18 protein-coding genes are annotated in these 18,041 nt (G+C 73.5%); 2 read left to right on the top strand and 16 right to left on the bottom strand.

Features of this window, described 5'->3' with window-relative positions; genetic code table 11:
* The first annotated feature begins 141 nt into the window (after window positions 1–141).
* The gene (locus tag AC1UE5_RS16440) at window positions 142–381 is read left to right on the top strand and encodes a helix-turn-helix domain-containing protein (RefSeq protein WP_482925422.1); all 240 of its coding nucleotides are present in this window, start codon (window positions 142–144) and stop codon (window positions 379–381) included.
* Between the two features lie 72 nt (window positions 382–453).
* Entirely contained in the window at window positions 454–816 is a 363-nt protein-coding gene (locus tag AC1UE5_RS16435; RefSeq protein WP_482925420.1) for a tetratricopeptide repeat protein, read from the top strand.
* 45 nt (window positions 817–861) lie between these two features.
* Here the strand turns inward: AC1UE5_RS16435 and AC1UE5_RS16430 are convergent, their stop codons facing one another.
* From AC1UE5_RS16430 to pyrR, 16 genes are all read right to left on the bottom strand, one after another.
* Complete coding sequence (locus AC1UE5_RS16430; RefSeq protein ID WP_482925418.1) at window positions 862–1,587, bottom strand: Ntn hydrolase family protein; 726 nt, start codon at window positions 1,585–1,587, stop codon at window positions 862–864.
* On the bottom strand, window positions 1,584–2,033 hold the full coding sequence (locus tag AC1UE5_RS16425) for a hypothetical protein (RefSeq protein ID WP_482925416.1): 450 nt from the start codon (window positions 2,031–2,033) through the stop codon (window positions 1,584–1,586). Before AC1UE5_RS16425 ends, AC1UE5_RS16430 begins: the two co-directional genes overlap by 4 nt.
* 63 nt (window positions 2,034–2,096) lie before the next feature.
* Window positions 2,097–2,480, bottom strand: a complete 384-nt coding sequence (locus AC1UE5_RS16420) for a helix-turn-helix domain-containing protein (protein WP_482925414.1) — start codon at window positions 2,478–2,480, stop codon at window positions 2,097–2,099.
* A 295-nt stretch (window positions 2,481–2,775) separates the two neighbouring features.
* The gene (locus AC1UE5_RS16415) at window positions 2,776–5,142 is read right to left on the bottom strand and encodes a transglutaminase TgpA family protein (protein ID WP_482925412.1); all 2,367 of its coding nucleotides are present in this window, start codon (window positions 5,140–5,142) and stop codon (window positions 2,776–2,778) included.
* Window positions 5,139–6,329: a DUF58 domain-containing protein gene (locus tag AC1UE5_RS16410; RefSeq protein WP_482925410.1), complete on the bottom strand. Its 1,191-nt coding sequence runs from the start codon at window positions 6,327–6,329 to the stop codon at window positions 5,139–5,141. The genes AC1UE5_RS16415 and AC1UE5_RS16410 overlap by 4 nt, the downstream gene beginning before the upstream one ends.
* Window positions 6,330–6,358: 29 nt before the next feature.
* Window positions 6,359–7,327 (bottom strand): AAA family ATPase, encoded by a 969-nt coding sequence (locus tag AC1UE5_RS16405; protein ID WP_482925408.1) that lies wholly within the window; start codon window positions 7,325–7,327, stop codon window positions 6,359–6,361.
* Window positions 7,324–8,598, bottom strand: coding sequence for a bifunctional phosphopantothenoylcysteine decarboxylase/phosphopantothenate--cysteine ligase CoaBC (coaBC, locus tag AC1UE5_RS16400; protein WP_482925406.1), 1,275 nt, complete (start codon window positions 8,596–8,598; stop codon window positions 7,324–7,326). Before coaBC ends, AC1UE5_RS16405 begins: the two co-directional genes overlap by 4 nt.
* Before the next feature lie 15 nt (window positions 8,599–8,613).
* On the bottom strand, window positions 8,614–8,841 hold the full coding sequence (rpoZ, locus tag AC1UE5_RS16395) for a DNA-directed RNA polymerase subunit omega (protein ID WP_482925404.1): 228 nt from the start codon (window positions 8,839–8,841) through the stop codon (window positions 8,614–8,616).
* A gap of 5 nt (window positions 8,842–8,846) precedes the next feature.
* Window positions 8,847–9,404, bottom strand: a complete 558-nt coding sequence (gene gmk / locus AC1UE5_RS16390) for a guanylate kinase (RefSeq protein WP_482925402.1) — start codon at window positions 9,402–9,404, stop codon at window positions 8,847–8,849.
* A gap of 22 nt (window positions 9,405–9,426) precedes the next feature.
* The gene (gene mihF, locus AC1UE5_RS16385) at window positions 9,427–9,702 is read right to left on the bottom strand and encodes an integration host factor, actinobacterial type (protein ID WP_482925400.1); all 276 of its coding nucleotides are present in this window, start codon (window positions 9,700–9,702) and stop codon (window positions 9,427–9,429) included.
* A 200-nt stretch (window positions 9,703–9,902) separates the two neighbouring features.
* Window positions 9,903–11,003, bottom strand: coding sequence for a quinone-dependent dihydroorotate dehydrogenase (locus tag AC1UE5_RS16380; RefSeq protein ID WP_482925398.1), 1,101 nt, complete (start codon window positions 11,001–11,003; stop codon window positions 9,903–9,905).
* Window positions 11,000–14,086: a carbamoyl-phosphate synthase large subunit gene (gene carB / locus AC1UE5_RS16375; RefSeq protein WP_482925396.1), complete on the bottom strand. Its 3,087-nt coding sequence runs from the start codon at window positions 14,084–14,086 to the stop codon at window positions 11,000–11,002. Before carB ends, AC1UE5_RS16380 begins: the two co-directional genes overlap by 4 nt.
* Window positions 14,079–15,203, bottom strand: coding sequence for a glutamine-hydrolyzing carbamoyl-phosphate synthase small subunit (gene carA / locus AC1UE5_RS16370; protein ID WP_482925394.1), 1,125 nt, complete (start codon window positions 15,201–15,203; stop codon window positions 14,079–14,081). The genes carB and carA overlap by 8 nt, the downstream gene beginning before the upstream one ends.
* A complete protein-coding gene (locus AC1UE5_RS16365) occupies window positions 15,200–16,543 on the bottom strand; it encodes a dihydroorotase (protein WP_482925392.1) in 1,344 nt (447 codons plus the stop codon). Before AC1UE5_RS16365 ends, carA begins: the two co-directional genes overlap by 4 nt.
* On the bottom strand, window positions 16,540–17,481 hold the full coding sequence (locus AC1UE5_RS16360; RefSeq protein WP_482925390.1) for an aspartate carbamoyltransferase catalytic subunit: 942 nt from the start codon (window positions 17,479–17,481) through the stop codon (window positions 16,540–16,542). The genes AC1UE5_RS16365 and AC1UE5_RS16360 overlap by 4 nt, the downstream gene beginning before the upstream one ends.
* Window positions 17,478–18,029: a bifunctional pyr operon transcriptional regulator/uracil phosphoribosyltransferase PyrR gene (gene pyrR, locus AC1UE5_RS16355; protein WP_482925388.1), complete on the bottom strand. Its 552-nt coding sequence runs from the start codon at window positions 18,027–18,029 to the stop codon at window positions 17,478–17,480. Before pyrR ends, AC1UE5_RS16360 begins: the two co-directional genes overlap by 4 nt.
* Between the last annotated feature and the right edge of the window lie 12 nt (window positions 18,030–18,041).

The following is an 18,041-nucleotide window of genomic DNA, read 5'->3' as shown; positions in this document are numbered from 1 at the left end:
CAGCTTCCCCTGCCGCCGGCTCCACCCTCCACACCACCCACCCCTCCCACCATCGGCCCCGCCCTGGCGGCCCGCAGGCGCTCCGACGCTACTCATCGTCTGTAGACCTATGGGTATCTGCTGAGTCAGGCTGCGGCGCTCATGCCGCAGCGCTCGGAAGCCCATGCCGCGTTCGGCCGCGCCGTCCGCGCGGTCAGGGTGGAGCGTGGCCTCTCGCAGGAGGCCCTCGCGGCGCACAGCGGCCTGCACCGGACGTACATCGGCGGCATCGAGCGCGGCGAGCGCAACCTCAGCTACGCGAACATCCTCCGCCTCGCGCAGGCGCTCGACGTGCCCGCGTCGGAGCTCGTGCAGCGCGCCGAGGACCCCGCCGACACCTGACGCGCGCGCCGCGCGCGGGCGGCTCGTGCCGATCCGCGCGACCCCGTCCGGTCCGTGCCTAGACTGAAAGGCATGGAGAGCGCCTACGACCTCTACACGCGTGGCAGCCGCCTCCTGCAGGACGGGGACTACCACGCGGCGACGGTGCCGCTCGAGCGGGCCCGCGACCTCGAGCCGGACAAGACCTCGGTCCGCGAGGCGCTCGGCCGTGCCCTGTTCCACGCGCGCCGGTACGAGCAGGCGGCCGAGGAGTTCGAGGCCGTCGTCGACCGCGCGCCGACCAACGACTTCGCGCTCTTCTGCCTCGGCCGCTCGCTGATGCTGCTCGGCCGCCACAAGGAGGCGCGGCACCCGCTCGCGCTCGCCTCCAACCTCCGGCCCGAGCGCGCGGACTACCGCAAGTACCGCGACCAGGCCCGCCTCCGCGCGGCCTGAACCCCCGCGACCGCCGCGACCCCGCAGGCGCGGGCGACGCGCGGGTCAGGCGGCGCGACGGGACGCGCGGGTCGGGGGTGGCGGGCCGAGGGGCCCGAGGGTCTCGCGCTGGCGGGCCTTCCAGGCGTCGACCGAGTCGGCGAGACCGCCCTCGATCTCCGCGCGCGGAACCGCCCTGGCGCCGCCGCGGGTGACGACGTGCATCTGGATCGGCGGGCCGAGGTAGACGGCGGCGACGTCGATCGCGTCGGACACCGCCTTGAGCGCGACCATCTTGGCCTGCTCGACGGAGAGGTCCGGCGTGCCGAGGTGCGCGACCGACGCCATCGCGAAGTCCGCGAAGATGTCGCCCGTCCCGACCGCCGCGTGGCGCTCGTGCAGCTGGTGGTCGCTCCCCGTGCGCGGGATCGAGAAGATGCGCGGCCCCGCCGGCGACCACCAGCAGAAGATGCACGACAGCTCGGGCGGCTGGGCGCCGGAGTGCGGGACCCACTGGCTCAGCGCGCGCTGCTGGATCGGGATGACCGCGTCGGTGAGCGCGCTGCGTGGGTCGGCGGCCGCGAGGATCGCCGCCGAGTGCCCGTCGAGCGCCTCGTGCACCGCCTGCTGCAGGCCGAGACTGCCGGCCGAGCCCCACGAGATGCGGTCGCCGAGCGTGAAGAGCTTGCGCACCGGTTGGCGCGTCGGCTGGCCCGCCGCGTCGCTGGTGGCCTGGCCGTCGGACGCGAGCACCACGCCCCCACGGCACCGGACGGCGAGCACGAGCGTCATCGCCGCCTCCCCCGGAAGACCGAGCGCGCCGCGAACTCCGGGTAGCGCCGGTAGACGGTCTCCAGCAGCTCCGCGAAGCCGAGCCGGGTGACGAGGTGGTGGATCGCGTGCAGGCGGGCGATCGCGAGCCGGTCGACCGCGGAGGCCGCCCGTTCGATCGCGGCGGCCTGCGCGCGGCCGGCTGCCGTGGCACGGACCGGCTGCCAGGTGTAGCCCGACACCGTGACGGGCTCGACGAGGCCGGCGGCGACGAGCGCCGCGACGTCGCGGTACACGCCGACGCTCATCGGGCCGTAGTTGTACGGGACGAAGCGGTACTGCTCCTCGCGCGGGATGTCCCCTTCACGCGCGAGGAGGAACAGCGCCTTCTGCACGCGCACGGGTTCGAGACCACGCGGGGACGCGTCGTGCGCGAGGAGGAGCAGGAGCCAGTCGCGGCGGGTCACGAGGGCGCACGCTAGGCGTGGAGGTGTGCCGTGACACGCGCGGATCGTGCCGACTTCGCGGAGCTACTCCACCGACACGCCCGCGGTCCGCAGGACCGCCACGATGATCTCCTCCGGCGGCTCGTCGATCGGCGTGCGCCGCGCGGCGCTCTCGGCCGCCTCGTCCACGAGCGCACGGATGCCCTCGGTGAGCGCGTCGATCTCGGACTGCGTCAGCTCGACGCGCAGCGACGTGTTGCCGCCGTCGCCGCGCACGCGGTAGTGGTGCTGGATCGCACCGCGCCTCTGGCTCGTCCCGACCTCTTCGATGAAGCCGGCGTCGAGGAGGACACGGACGTGGTAGGCGACCGTACCGAGCGGTCGCTGGAGCTCGCTGGCGAGCTGCGTCGGGCTGACCACCCGATCCCCCATCGAGGCGAGGATCAGGGCGCGGATGGGATGCGACATCGCGCGGTGCGCATCAGGCTTCGGGCGGGGCGCCATGAGCCGGCATGATACTCATGAGTAGCTCCAAACGTGTAACAACTCTCACGCGAATTGCGGAAGAACTCCCCAAAGAGTGCGGAGAAAGCGTTGCGCCTGCACCCGGCCTGGAACGTGGCCGTACCCGATGGGCCGCCGGTCGCGTGGTCAGTGAAGAGGGACCACTCGGGACGGCGCCGCGAGGGTGCGAAGCGGCGCGACGAGGAGGCGGGGCGGCGCGAGAGATCGGGCGGCGGCGACGGGCCGGCGGCGGGTCAGCTCACCAGGGCGGGAGCGCCCAGAGCGCGCGGAGCCTGCCCTTCCAGCCGAGCCCGGCCCCGAGCTGGCGGCGGACGGCGGCGCGCTGGCGCGGGGTCGGGAGGTCGGACGCGAAGCCGTAGCGGCCGAGGCGGAGCATGCGGACGTAGGCCTCGGCCTCGGGAGCGCCGCGGAGGCGGTGCTCGAGCTGCTGGAGCGTGAGCGCGTCGCGGTGGACGCGGCCGCTGCGGCGCAGCGCGCGGTCGAGCTCGCGGACGCGGTCCTCCACCGTCATCCGCGCGTGGCGGCGGTGGACGATCACCGCGAAGCCCGCCGACCCGACGGCGGCCAGCACCAGCAGGCCCGCCGCGACGAGCAGCCCGACCGGGGCGCCGCCGTCCTCCGCGGCGGCCGCCTCGGCGCCCGGCGCGGCCGGGTCGTTGCCGCGCTCGCTCGCCGCCGCCTCGGCCTCCTCCTCGGCCTCTTCCTCCTCGGCCGCCGCCTCCTCCTCGATGCCGGACGCCTGCGCGCGCGCCGGGGCGATCGCCGGGGTCGGGTCGAACGTCATCCAGCCGAAGCCCGGGAAGTACGCCTCGACCCACGAGTGCGCGTCGAGGTCGCGCACGACGTATTCGCGGCGCGTGCCGTCGAACGTCCCGGGGCTGAACCCGCTCGCGACGCGCGCCGGCACGCCGCCCATCCGCAGCAGCAGCGCCATGGCGCCGGAGAACTGCTGGCAGTAGCCGGCCTTGTCGCGGAACAGGAACGCGTCGAGCGGGAGCCGCGCGGCCGGCGGCGTCTCGGTGTACGTGAAGCCCTCGTTGAGGTACGCCTGGACCCGCCGCACGTAGTCGTACGGCGTCGTCGCCTCGCGCCCCAGCCGCTGCGCGAGCCGGTAGGTCCGCGCGAGCCGGCTGCCGTCGATCCAGTCGCCGCCGACCCGCTGCCCGTACCCGCGGCCCTGGAACCCGAGCGGCTCACGCCCGTCGCCCCAGGCGGGGAACACGACGAACGGCGTCTGCCCGCCCGGCGTCGGCTGACCGGTCGACGGATCGACGTTGTCGGGGCCGCCGATCGACCGCGGGACCTGCACCGAGAGGTACGGCCACAGCTCGGACGGATAGGAGGAGCCGGCGGCGGCGAGCTGCGCGGCGCGCGGCCGCGGGTCGTACACGCGCGCGAGGTACGCGTGGCCGCGGCGCAGCTCGCGGTCGGCCGTCACGTACGAGCCGGGCGCGCCCTCCACGACCGTGCGCGGCGAGCGGTCGATCCGCAGCGTCGTGCCCGCCGCGATGAACTGCGGCGTGCGCAGGTTGCGCACCGAGACGCGGATCGTCCGCACCCACTCCGGGTCGGGCGTGTCGGCGGCCGGGTCGCTGTCGAGGCCGCGCGGCCGGATCTCCCGCCACCGCACGCCGTCGAAGTCCGCGAGCGTCGTCGCCTTCCAGTACGAGGAGGTGTCGGAGCGGATGCGCAGCACCTCGCGCCCGTCGCGCGCCCAGTCGAGCGGGCCGTAGCTGTGGTCCCACGAGAAGTTCGTCGTGCCCCGCTCGCCGAGCGACTGCGCGATGCCCTCGTAGTCGACCCACGGGTCCGTCGCGTCCAGGCGCGGGGCGAGCGCGAGCCCGACCAGCGCCGCCACGAGCAGCGCGGGCACGGCCACGGGCGCGTCGCGCGGGGCGAGCCGCTCCCCCAGCAGCACCGCCGCCAGCAGCAGCGCGAAGATCGTCCCGTCGACGAACGGGTGCTCGGGCCGCAGCTGGACGGCCGGCACCGCGTAGAGGACGGTCAGCAGCACCGCCGCGACGCCCGGGCCGCTGAACCGCGCCGGCGCCGTCCCGCGGCCGCGCTCGGGCCGGCGCGGCCAGCACGCCAGGAGCGGGCCCGCGACCGCCAGCGCCGTGCCGCCGAGCAGCACCGCGATGCGGTTCCACTCGTCGACCCCGCGGTACGGGACGCTCAGCCCGGGCAGCGCGCTGATGCCGTCGGCCAGGCCGCTGGCGAGCGAGTCCCAGTCGTCGGGGTCGAAGAGCGCGGCGGGCACGCCGGCCAGCAGCAGCGCGGCGACCGCGCCCGCGACCGTCAGCGCGGCGAGCACGAGCGCGCGGACCGGCCGGCGCAGCTCGGACGACAGCAGGGCGAGCAGGCCGAGCAGCGCGCCGACCGCCGCGGCACCCACCACGCGGCCGTCCGCCTCGGGCCGCACGGTGTCGCCCCACATCTGCGCGCCGAACATCGCCAGCGCGAGGCACGCGACGAGCCGCACGGCCATCGGGCGACGCGGGAGCGCGAGGCCGCCGCCGGCCGGCGCGGGCGGACGCGGGGCGCCGGCCGAGGGCGCCGGCGGCGGGGGCGGCGCCGACGGCGGCGGAGGCGCGACGGTGCTCACGCGGCCGCTCCCCTCCCCCGCGCCATCCGGTTGGCCTCCAGCTCGTAGCCGTGGCAGCCCGCGACGGAGAACGCGGGGCGGCGGTTGGGCAGCGTGCCCGGCACGACGAGGATGCGTCCCGCGGCGGGCGCGTGCTCGAGCCCGCGCGGCGTGCGCGCCGGTGGACGCGCGGCGACGTACAGGACCGCGCCCATCCGCGAGGCGATGTTCGCGAGCCCCGGGCGGCCGCCGCCCTGCACCAGCGCCAGCCGCGCGTGCAGGTGCGTCCAGCCGCCGAGCGACTCGTCGAGCGGCGTCGGCCGGCGGTCGCCGGGCAGGAGCACCGCGACCCCGCCCGCGCGCGCGAGCGAGACGCTCAGCGACGCCACCGCGCGCACGGCGGCGTCCAGCTCGTCGCGGAGCTCGGTGTCGGACGCCCCGCGGGTGTCGAGCACGATCAGCGGCGTCGTGTCGGACTCCGCGCGCAGCCGCCGCTCCATCATCCCCGCGCCGCGCGCCAGCGCCGGCCAGTAGATCCGCGAGGCGGGCGTGCCGGGCCGGTGCTCGCGCACGCCGTCCAGCTCGACCTCCGCCGCCATCGCCGGGCGCCCCCGCCGCCGCGCGCGCCCGTCGTCGTGCGGGCCGCGCAGCGAGCGGACCTGCTCCACGCGCGGGAGCACGAGCACCTCGTCCGTCCCCGCGCCGCGGACGAGCACCGAGGCGAGACCGAGCGGGTCGCGGACGATCACCGACGGCGGCTCCAGCTCGCGGCGGCCGCGGCGGGCGAACCGCGCCTTGACCCGCACGCGCCGGCCCGTCCGCCAGAAGGGCAGCGCGAGCCCGGCCTCGAGCTCGTCGGCGACGGCGTGCTCGTCGGCGGGTCGCTCGCGCGCGGCCAGCAGCGGGTCGAGCAGCGCGCCGCCGGGCACCCCGATCGTGCCGGTACGCGCGGAGAGGATCGCGTCGAGCGGCTCGTCCTCGACGACCCGCCGCGCGCCGAGCACGCGCGTGACGACGATGCCGCGCGCCGCGAGCCGCACCCACACGACGGCGCCGACCGCGAGCGCGACGAACGCGACGCCCGGGACGTAGAGCGGCTCGGCATCGAACATGCCCCCGACCAGCACGAGCAGGACACCGAGCGCCGCGGTCCCGGCCGCGGGACGACCGCCGGTGTGGCGGACGGTGGTGGCGGGCTCGGCGGGCATCGGAGCGGCCTGCGGGCGGTCCCGGGTGGTCAGAGCGCGGGCGTGTGCGCGAGCGCGTCGGCGACGACGTCGGCGGCTGTCGCGTCCACCGCCTCGGGCGCGAGCACGAGCCGGTGCGCGAGCACGGGCTGCGCGAGGGCCTGCACGTCGTCGGGCAGCGCGTGGTCGCGGCCCTGCAGCAGCGCGCGCGCCTTCGCGGCGCGCAGCAGCATGAGCCCCGAGCGCGGCGACGCGCCCAGCTCCAGCCGCGGGTCCTCGCGCGTGCGCTGCAGGAGCGCGACGACGTAGCGCCGCAGCGCCTCGGACGCCAGCACGCGGTCGGCGGCCTTCTGCGCGCTCAGCACGTCCGCGGCGGACGCGACGGGCTCGATCTGCGCGACGCGGTCGCCCATCTCGTGCGCGGCGAGCATCGACGCCTCGGCGGCGGCGCTCGGGTAGCCCATCGACAGCCGCATCATGAAGCGGTCGACCTGCGCCTCGGGCAGCGGGTACGTGCCCTCGTACTCGACCGGGTTCTGCGTCGCGAGCACGAGGAACGGGCGCGCCAGCTCGTGCGTGTGGACGTCGACCGTCACGCGCCGCTCCTGCATGCACTCGAGCAGGCCCGACTGCGTCTTGGGCGACGCGCGGTTGACCTCGTCGACGATGACGATGTTCGCGAAGATCGGCCCGGGACGGAACTCGAACCGGTCCTCGCGCTGGTTGTAGATGTTCGTCCCGACCACGTCGGCCGGGAGCAGGTCGGCGGTGCACTGGATGCGCGCGAACTGCAGGTCGATCGAGCGTGCGAGCGCGCGGGCGAGCGTCGTCTTGCCGACGCCCGGCAGGTCCTCGATCAGCACGTGGCCCTCGGCGACCAGCGCGACGAGCGCGAAGTCGAGCAGCTCGGGCTTGACCTCGACCCCGCCGCGGACGTTGGCCGCGATCCGCTTGGCGACCGCGGTGGCTGCGGCGAGCTCCTCCTCGCCGACCCGATCCGGAGCGGCGTCGAGGCTCATCGCGCCGCCGGGTCCAGGGCCTGGCCGCGCAGCGCGACGACCTCGTCGAGGATCGCCCGTGCGACGTCCCGCTTGGGCGCGCGGGGCACCGGCGTCTCGTGCGCGGCGGTCACGATCGTGACCTCGTTGTCGGTCGCGTCGAACCCGATGTCCGTTCGCGAGATGTCGTTCACCACGATCGCGTCCAACCCCTTGCGCTTGAGCTTGTCCCGACCGTACGCCAGGGCCCCCTCGCCGTGCTCGGCCGCGAACCCCACGACGGTCTGCCCCGCGCGCCGCGCCGAGGCGAGCTCGCTGAGGATGTCCGGCGTGAGCTCGAGCTCCACGCGCATGGTGTCCTGGCCTGCGGTCTTCTTGATCTTGTGATCCGCAGCTAAAGACGGCCTGAAGTCCACCACCGCCGCTGCCATCAGGAGGACGTCGGTGCGCCCGAACGCGGCGACCGTGGCGTCCCGCAGCTCCTGCGCGGTCTGCACGTCGACGTAGCTCACGCGCGGGTCGCGCGGCAGCTCGACGTTGGCGGCGACCACCGTGACGTCCGCGCCGAGGTCGGCCGCGACCTCCGCGAGCGCCAGGCCCATCCGGCCCGACGAGCGGTTGCCGATGTAGCGGACGGCATCGATCGGCTCGCGCGTGCCGCCGGCGGTGACGAGCACCTGCAGGCCGTCGAGCGGCTGCGGGGTGGGTGGGGACGGATTCCGGGCGAGGACGGCGTCGACCGCGGCGAGGATCGCCGCGGGCTCGGGCAGCCGGCCGTCGCCGTGCTCCCCCTTGGAGGCGAGCGAGCCGCTGTCGGGCTCGAGCACCGTCACCCCGCGCGCGCGGAGGGTGGCGACGTTGGCCTGCGTCGCAGCGTGGTGCCACATGTGGTGGTTCATCGCGGGCGCGACGACCACGGGGCAGGTGGCGGCGAGCGCGGCGGTGGTCACCATCGCGTCGGCGTACCCGCCCGCGAGCTTGGCGATCGTGTTCGCCGTGGCGGGCGCGATGACGTAGACGTCTGCGCTGGCGACCAGCGCGAGGTGGCCGATCGGGTCGTGCGCCGGCGGCGGGTCGCCCGGGAAGGCCCCGCGCGCCGGGTCGGCGTCGAACTCGGACGTGAGGACCGGGGCGCCGGTGATGCCCTCGAACGTCGCGCGCCCGACGAACCGCTCGCTCGCCGGGGTCTGCACGACACGCACCGCGTGCCCGGCCTTGATGGCCAGGCGCACGAGCTCGACCGCCTTGTAGGCCGCGATCCCCCCGCTGACGCCGAGCAGGATGCGCGACATCGGGAAGGCTCCCGCCTAGCGGTACTGGTACTTGATCTTGCCGGCGGCGACTTCCTCGAGCGCGATCGTGAGGTAGTTCTTGGAGCCGGACTCGACCATCGGCGGCGGGAACTCGTCGAACGTCCCCTCGCCGAGGTTGTGGTAGTACGAGTTGATCTGACGCGCGCGCTTGGCAGCGACGAGCACGGACGCGTAGTTGGAGTCGACGTGCTCGAGGAGCTTGTCGAGGCGCGGGGAGATCATGCGTCTCAGTGTAGAGCGGTGCGGACGACGCGTTCCAGCTCGTCCACCGCGTCCTCGAGCCGGTCGTTTCGCACCGTATGCGGGAACTCCGCCTTCGCGGCCAGCTCGTCGCGCGCGACCGCGAGGCGCCGCTCGACCTGCTCGGGGTCGTCGGTCCCGCGCCCGACCAGGCGCGCGCGGAGGGCGTCCTCGGACGGCGGCTCGATGAAGATCTGGACGGCGTCGGGCATCGTCGCGCGCACCTGGCGCGCGCCCTGCAGCTCGATCTCGAGCACGACCGGGCGACCGGACGTCACGCGGCTCTCCAGCTCGGAGCGCAGCGTGCCGTACCGGCGACCGGAGTACTCGGCCCACTCGACGAAGTCGCCCGCCTCGACGTGGCGGGCGAACTCCTCGTCGGAGAGGAAGTGGTAGTGCTCGCCCTGGGTCTCCCCCGGGCGGGGACGGCGTGTCGTCGCCGAGACCGACAGGTCCAGCTCGGGCACGCGCTCGCGCAGCGCGCGGATCAGCGTGCCCTTGCCGACGCCTGACGGCCCGGTGATGACGAAGACCTTCGCGGCCAAGCGCGCGACGCTGCGGCGCGGCCTAGCGGCGCAGCATGGAGACGAGCTCCGTGCGCTGCCGCTCGGAGAGCCCGCCGATGGTCTTGCTCGGCGAGATCCGGCACTGGACCAGGATCTTGTTCACCTTCACCCGACCGTACTTCGGCACGGCCAGCAGCATGTCGAACACCTTGGCCGTCTCGAGGTACTCGGGGGGATCGAGCAGGAGGTCGTGGATCGATGTGCGGCCCGCCTTGAGATCGCGCTTGAGCTGCGCGCGCTTCGTGCGAATCTCGTTCGCTCGCTGCAGCGCGTCCATGCGCTGTACCAGTGATCGTTCGGGGGCCGCCGAGTGCTTGGAAGGCGAGTTCGTTGCCGGCGGCATGGGCGGCGACTATACCCGGCTTCGGGTCGCAGGCAAGCCGCCGCACCGAAAGATCCCTCGACCTGAAGTCGAGCTTCAGATCGATGCAGGCTGGTTGACGGACGATCCCCCATTTGCAGCACTTTTTGCAGGTGCTACACCGACGTCCCGACCGCGTCGACGACCCGTTCGAACCCTTCCGCACGAGCTCGCGCGGCGAGGCCGGCGGCGAGCTGTGACGCGGTGCACGGGCCGCCGTAGACGAAGCTCGTGTAGAGCTGGACGAGCGTCGCCCCAGCCGCTACGCGGTCCCACGCGTCGTCGGCCGTGAAGACGCCGCCGGCGGCGACCAGGACGAGGCGGTCGCCCACCTTGGCGCGTAGACGGCGGAGCACGGTCAGCGAACGAGCGGCCAGCGGCGCGCCGGAGAGGCCGCCCGCGCCGATGGCCTCGACCTCGGGTCGAGGCGAGTCGAGGCCGGTCCGGGCTATGGTCGTGTTCGTCGCGATGATCCCGGCCAGTGACAGCTTCAACGCCAGCTCGGCGACGGCGTCGACGTCCTCGTCCGAGAGGTCCGGCGCGATCTTGAGCAGCACCGGCTTGCCGCCTGCCGCCTCTTGCACGGCGACGAGGATCGGCTCCAGCCGCTCCACCGCCTGCAGGTCCCGCAGGCCCGGCGTGTTGGGCGACGACACGTTGACCGCGACGTAGTCGGCCAGCGGCGCGAGCACCCGCGTCGCCGCCACGTAGTCCTCGACCGCCCGCTCCTCTGGCGTGTCCTTGTTCTTGCCGACGTTCGCGCCGACGACCTCGCCGCGGCGGTGCTGCAGGCCGGCCGCGGCGACGTCCGTCCCCCGGCCGTTGAAGCCCATCCGGTTGACGAGCGCGCGGTCGCGCGGGAGGCGGAAGAGGCGCGGCTTGGGGTTGCCGGGCTGCGCGCGCGGCGTGACCGTGCCGACCTCGACGAACCCGAACCCGAGCGCGGCCAGCTGGCGGTAGGCCTGCGCGTCCTTGTCGAACCCCGCGGCGAGCCCGACCGGCGACGGCAGGTCGCGACCGAAGACGGACACGCGCAGCGCGGGGTCGGACGGGACACACGCGCGTGCGCAGAGCGCGCGCAGAGGCCGCCAGCCGAGCGCGAAGCGGAGGCCGACCGATCCGACGTGGTGCGCCGTCTCGGCCGGCAGGCGGAACATGAGCGGCCTCAGAACGCGCGTCCAGAGGAAGCCTCCGGACGCGCGCGAGGACGGGCTCACGCGGGGGTCGTCGTCGCGTGGATCTCCTGCAGCGAGAGGACCTCCGCCGGACCGCCGCGCTGGGCCGCGAGGATCGCGCGGGCGGCGGCCATGCCGGAGGACATGGTCGTGATGCAGGGGACGCCGGCGGCGACCGCGGCGCGGCGGATCTCCGCGCCGTCGCTGCGGGCGCCCGAGCCGGTCGGGGTGTTGATGACGAGGTCGATCTCGCCGTTCTCGATCGCCTCGACGACGTGCGGCGAGCCCTCGGCGACCTTGTTGAGCGTCTCGCAGGCGACGCCGATGCCGCGGATGGCCTGGGCGGTCCCCTTCGTGGCGACGATCCGGAAGCCCGCGTCGTAGAGCATCGCGGCGATGCCCTGCGCGGCGGTCTTGTCGGTGTCGGTCACGGTGAGGAACACGGTCCCGCCGATCGGCAGCGCGCTGCCGGCCGCGGCCTGCGCCTTGGCGAACGCGGTCGGGAAGTCGCGCGCGACGCCCATCACCTCTCCGGTCGAGCGCATCTCCGGCCCGAGCACCGCGTCCGCCTCCTTGAAGCGGTCGAACGGCAGCACGGCCTCCTTCACGCTCACGTGCGCGCCGGCCATCGGATCCTCGGGCAGGTCGAGGTCGGCGAGCTTCTCGCCGAGCATCAGCCGGCAGGCCATCTTCGCCAGCGGCACGCCGACCGCCTTGGAGATGAACGGCACGGTCCGCGACGCGCGCGGGTTCGCCTCGATGACGTAGACGCGGCCGTCGTAGATCGCGTACTGGACGTTGATGAGGCCGACGACGCCGAGCTTCAGCGCGATGCCCCGCGTCTGGCGCTCCAGCTCGGCCAGCATGTCCGGGCCGAGCGAGTGCGGCGGCAGCACCTGGGCCGAGTCGCCCGAGTGGATGCCGGCCTCCTCGACGTGCTGGAGCATGCCGCCGATCCACACGTCCTCGCCGTCGCACAGCGCGTCGACGTCGACCTCCACCGCGTTCTCGAGGAAGCGGTCGAGGAAGATCGCGGCGCCCGACTGCGGCGCCTCGCGGCGCAGGTAGTCGGCCAGGCCGTCGCGCGAGTAGACGATCTCCATCGCGCGCCCGCCGAGGACGTACGACGGGCGGACGAGGAGCGGGAACCCGACGCCTTCGGCCGCGTTCAGCGCCTCGTCGACCGAGTGCGCGGTCGCGTACGGCGGCGCCTGCAGGCCGAGCTCGTCGAGCAGCGCGCTGAACCGGCCGCGCTCCTCCGCGAGGTCGATGGCGTCGACGCTGGTGCCGAGGATCTTCACGCCCGCCTGCTCGAGGCCCTTGGCGAGCTTGAGCGGTGTCTGGCCGCCGAACTGGACGATGACGCCCTCGGGCTGCTCGACCTCCACCACCCCGAGGACGTCCTCGAGCGTGAGCGGCTCGAAGTACAGCCGATCGGACGTGTCGTAGTCGGTCGAGACCGTCTCGGGGTTGCAGTTGACCATCACCGCGTCGCGGCCGCTCGCGCGGACGGTCATCGCGGCGTGGACGCAGCAGTAGTCGAACTCGATGCCCTGGCCGATGCGGTTCGGGCCGGAGCCGAGGATCATCACCGACCTGTTGGAGCCGCGCTGGACCTCGTCGTCCTTCGTCCGCTCCCAGCCGGAGTAGAAGTACGGGGTGCTGGCCTCGAACTCGGCCGCGCAGGTGTCGACGGCCTTGAACGACCGCTCCCCGGCGAAGGCCGCGTCGGGCTCCGTCGCCAGCGCCCGCAGCTCGTTGAGGAACCACGGGTCGATCTTCGTGATCTCCCGCACCGTCTTCGTGTCGACGCCGCGCCGGAAGACCTCGAACAGCACGTCGTACCGGTCGGCCGACGGCGTCGCGAGCCGCTCGAGCAACGCGTCCGTGTCGTCGGAGAGGTCGGGCGCGCGGTCCAGCTCACGGGAGCGCATCGCCTTGCCGAACGCCTGCTGGAAGGTGCGGCCGATCGCCATCGCCTCCCCCACGCTCTTCATGTGCGTGGTGAGCTGCGCGTCGGCGCCCGCGAACTTCTCGAACGCGAACCGCGGCCACTTGACGACCACGTAGTCGATCGTCGGCTCGAACGCCGCCGGCGTCGCCTGCGTGATGTCGTTGTCGATCTCCTCCAGGGCGTAGCCGACGGCCAGCCGCGCGGCGATCTTCGCGATCGGGAACCCGGTGGCCTTCGACGCGAGCGCCGACGACCGCGACACGCGCGGGTTCATCTCGATGACGAGGATCTCCTCGGTCTCCGGGTTGACCGCGAACTGCACGTTCGAGCCGCCCGTCTCCACGCCGACGGCACGGATGACCTGGAAGGCCTGGTCGCGGAGCTTCTGGTAGAGCCGGTCGGTGAGCGTCTGCTGCGGCGCGACCGTGACCGAGTCGCCGGTGTGGACGCCCATCGGGTCGATGTTCTCGATCGAGGCGACGATGACGCAGTTGTCGTTGCGGTCGCGCATGACCTCGAGCTCGAACTCGCCCCAGCCGATCACCGACTGGTCGACGAGCACCTGCGTGATCGGGGAGGCGTCCAGGCCGCGCGCGACGACCTTGCGGTACTCCTCCTCGGTGTACGCGACGCCGCCGCCGCGCCCGCCGAGCGTGAACGCCGGGCGGATGATCGCGGGCAGGCCGACGTGGTCGAGCAGGCCGAGCGCCTCGTCGACCGTGTGCGCGATCCCGCTGCGCGGCATCTCCAGCCCCGCCTTGGCCATCGTCTGCGCGAACAGGTCGCGGTCCTCCGCGCGGCCGATCGCGTCGTAGTTCGCGCCGATCAGCTCGACGCCGAACTTCTCGAGCGTGCCGTCCTCGTGCAGCGTGCGCGCGAGGTTGAGCGCCGTCTGCCCGCCGAGCGTCGGCAGCAGCGCGTCCGGGCGCTCCTTCTCGATGATCTGCGCGACCGGGCCGGGCAGCAGCGGCTCGACGTACGTCGCGTCCGCGAACTCCGGGTCGGTCATGATCGTCGCCGGGTTGGAGTTGACCAGCACGACCTCGTAGCCCTCCTCCTTGAGGACCTTGCAGGCCTGCACGCCGGAGTAGTCGAACTCGGCGGCCTGGCCGATGACGATGGGGCCGGAGCCGAGGATGAGGATGCGGTGGAGGTCGTCGCGCCTAGGCAACCTGGAGGTCCTTCAGGAAGTCGTCGAACAGGTGGTGGGCGTCGTGCGGGCCGGGGCCGGCCTCGGGGTGGTACTGGATGGTGCCCGCCGGCACGTCGAGGAGCTTGAGGCCCTCGACCGTGCGGTCGTAGAGGTTCACGCGCGAGAGCTGCGCGGCGCCGAAGTCGGTGTCGAACCGGACCGGCTCGTCGACCGAGATCGTCTCCGCGCGGCCGGGGCCGTAGACCGCGAAGCCGTGGTTCTGCGACGTGATCTCGATCCGCCCGGTCTCGACGTCCTTGACCGGGTGGTTGACGCCGCGGTGGCCGAACGGGAGCTTGAACGTCTCCAGCCCGACCGCGCGGCTGAGCAGCTGGTGGCCGAGGCAGATGCCCCACACCGGCTTCTTGCCGACGAGCTCGCGCAGCGTCTGGACGACGTAGTCGAGCGCGGCCGGGTCGCCCGGGCCGTTCGCCATGAACACCGCGTCGGGGTTCGTGGCGAGGACGTCGGCGCTGCTGACCGTGCACGGGTGCAGGTCGACGACCGCGCCGCGCGCGACGAGGTGGTTGACGATCGACGACTTGATGCCGGTGTCGATCGCCGCGATCAGCGGCCCGTCGCCCTCGCCGACGCGGATCACGCTCGACGGCGTGACCGTCTTGGCGAAGTCGGCGCCGACCATGCTCGGCTCGGCGTCGATCAGCTCCCGCGCCTCGCGCTCGCTCACGCGGGCGGGGAACACGGCGCCGCGCATCGAGCCCGCGCTGCGGATGTGGCGGACGAGCGCGCGCGTGTCGACGCCGGTGATCGCCGGGATGCCGTTGGAGGTCAGCCAGTCGAGCCAGCCGCCGGTCGAGCCGGGCGTCTCGGTGTGGTTGACGCCCTCGCGCATGATGACCGCGCGCGCGTGGATGCCGCTCGACTCCATCGCGGCGTCGGACACGCCGTAGTTGCCGATGTGCGGGTAGGCGAACGTGATCAGCTGGCCGGCGAAGCTCGGGTCGGTGACCGACTCCTGGTAGCCCGCCATGCCGGTCGTGAAGACGACCTCGCCGACGGCGTGCGCGTCGGCCCCGACGGCCTCACCTTCGAACTTCGTGCCGTCCTCCAACAGGACGTAAGCGCTAGCGGTCATGCACTCACTACAGCGAACGAACGCTGCCGGTAGGCGACGGAGCCCGCCGCGATGGTCAGAAGCACCCGGCCCTTGAACGTGCGGCCGGCGAAGCAGCAGTTCTCGCTGCGGCTCTCGTAGCCGTCCTCCCCGACCGTCCAGTCGGCGGCGAGGTCGATCAGCGTGAGGTCGGCGCGGCGGCCCTTCTCGACCTTCGGCGTGTCGAGGCCGAGGATCGCGGCGCCGCTGCTCATCCGCTCCACCACCAGGGGGAGCGCGAGCACGCCTTCGAGGACGAGGTCGGTGTAGACGGACGCGAACGCGGTCTCCAGCCCGGTCGTGCCCATCGGCGCCTGCTCGAACGGGACCTCCTTCTCGTCCCGCGCGTGCGGAGCGTGGTCCGTTGCGATGCAGTCGAGCGTGCCGTCGCGCAGGCCGGCGATGACCGCCTGGCGGTCCTCCTCGGCGCGCAGCGGCGGGTTCATCTTCAGGCGCGTGTCGAGGCTGCGGACGCCGTCGTGGGTGAGCGTCAGGTGGTGCGGGCTGGCCTCGCCGGTGATGCGGACGCCGCGCGCCTTCGCGTCGGCGATCGCCTGCACCGTCTCCTTGGCGCTGACGTGCTGGATGTGGATGTGGCCGCCCTCGTACTCGGCGATCAGCGCGTCGCGCGCGACCATCGTGGACTCCGAGATGCTCGGGATGCCGGCGATGCCGAGCATCGCGCTGACCGTGCCCTCGTGCATCGCGCCGGAGCCGGACAGGGCCGGGTCCTCCTCGTGGAGCGCGAGCACGCCGCCGACCATCTTCTGGTACTGGAGCGCGAGCCGCAGCACCTGGGCGGAGCGGACGGGCTTGCCGTCGTCGGTGAAGCCGAGCGCGCCCAGCTCGCGCAGCTCCGCCATCTCGGTGAGCTGGTTGCCCTCCATCCCCTGCGTGATGCACGGCATGAAGCCGACGGGGATGCGGGCCTCGCGTGCGGCGGCGTCGCGCAGCGCCCGCAGGATGGGGCCGGAGTCGACGACCGGCGTCGTGTTCGGCATCGCGACGACGGCGCAGTAGCCGCCGGCGGCCGCGGCGCGGGTGCCGGTGTCGAGGTCCTCCTTGTGCTCCTGGCCGGGCGTGCGCAGGTGGACGTGCGGGTCGACGAACGCCGGCAGCAGGTGCTTGCCCTCGCCGTCGACCGTCTCCGTGTCCGGGCCCGGCGCGGTGAGCCCGCCCGGCTCCCCGATCTCGGCGATGTGGCCGTCGCGGATCAGGACGTCGTGCGGCGCGTCGAGCCCCGTGCGCGGGTCGAGCACGTGCGCGCGCGTGATGAGGATGTCGGCCTGCGGGCCTTCGCGGTGGATGAGCGGTGCGTTCACGCCAGCTGCCTTTCGCGCTGCGCGGCGCCGCGCGGGCCGGCGGCGCCTTCGAGGATCTCGTAGAGGACGGCCATGCGGACGACGATGCCGCTCTCGACCTGGGTGGCGATGACCGCCTGCGGCGAGTCGACGACCTCGCCGGACAGCTCGACGCCGCGGTTGACCGGACCGGGGTGCATCAGCACCTGGCGCGGGCCGAGGCGGCGGCCGTTGACCTGGAACTCGTGCGCGTACTCGCGCAGCGACGGCAGGTACGGCTGCTCGATCCGCTCGTTCTGCATCCGCAGCGCGTAGACGACGTCGGCCTCCTTCAGGCCGTCGAGGTCGTAGCGCACGTCGCAGCCGAGCGTGTCGATGTGGCGCGGGATGAGCGTCGGCGGGCCGGCCACCGTCACCTTCGCGCCCATGAGCTGGAAGGCGAGGATGTTGGAGCGCGCGACCCGGCTGTGGAGGACGTCGCCGACGATCCAGATGTTCAGCCCCTCCAGGGAGCCGAGCTTCTTGATGAGCGTGTAGACGTCGAGCAGCGCCTGGGTCGGGTGCTCGTGCTTGCCGTCGCCGGCGTTGACGACCGCGGCGCCGGACCAGCGGGCGACGAGCTCGCTGCTGCCGGCCCAGGGCGTGCGGACGACGATCGCGTCAGGCTTGTGGGCGTTGAGCGTCAGGACGGTGTCCTTGAGCGACTCGCCCTTCTCGACCGCGCTCCCGCTCGCGCTGAAGTTGACGACGTCGGCGCTGAGGCGCTTGGCCGCCAGCTCGAAGCTGCTGCGCGTGCGGGTGGAGGACTCGTAGAAGAGGTTGAGGACCGTGCGGCCGCGGAGCGCCGGGACCTTCTTGATCGGCCGGTGCGCGACCTCCTCGAACGAGCGCGCGAGGTCGACGATGCGCTCGATGCGCGCGCGGTCGAGGTCGTGCTCGACGGAGAGCAGGTGCCTCACGCGATCGCCTCCTGCTTGGTCGTGATGGTGACCTCGTCGACGCCGTCGAGCTCGTCCAGGCGGACGTTGACGCGCTCGGCCCTGGAGGTCGGGAGGTTCTTGCCCACGTAGTCGGGGCGGATCGGCAGCTCGCGGTGGCCGCGGTCGGCCAGCACGGCGAGCTGCACCCGGCCGGGGCGACCGTAGGAGAACAGCGACTCGATAGCGGCGCGGACGGTGCGGCCCGTGTAGAGGACGTCGTCGACGATGACGACGGTGCGCTCCTCCACCTCGAAGTCGACGTGGCTGGCGTGGACCTCGGGCTGGTCGAGCCGCGTGTTGACGTCGTCGCGGTAGAAGGAGATGTCGAGGTCGCCGAGCGGGACCTGGGTGTCGAGGAGGTCCTCGACGAGGCGGTGGAGCCGCTGCGCGAGGAGCGCGCCGCGCCGGTGGATGCCGACGATCGCGACGCCGCCGGGGTCGGCGTTCTTCTCGACGATCTCGTGCGCGATGCGTACGAGCGTGCGGCGGATGTCGTCCCGGTCCAGGACGACCTTCTCAGGGTCCATCTTCGTGTCTCG

It is taken from the genome of Parviterribacter multiflagellatus (genome assembly GCF_056863265.1).
This window is presented reverse-complemented; position numbering and strand designations above follow the sequence as displayed.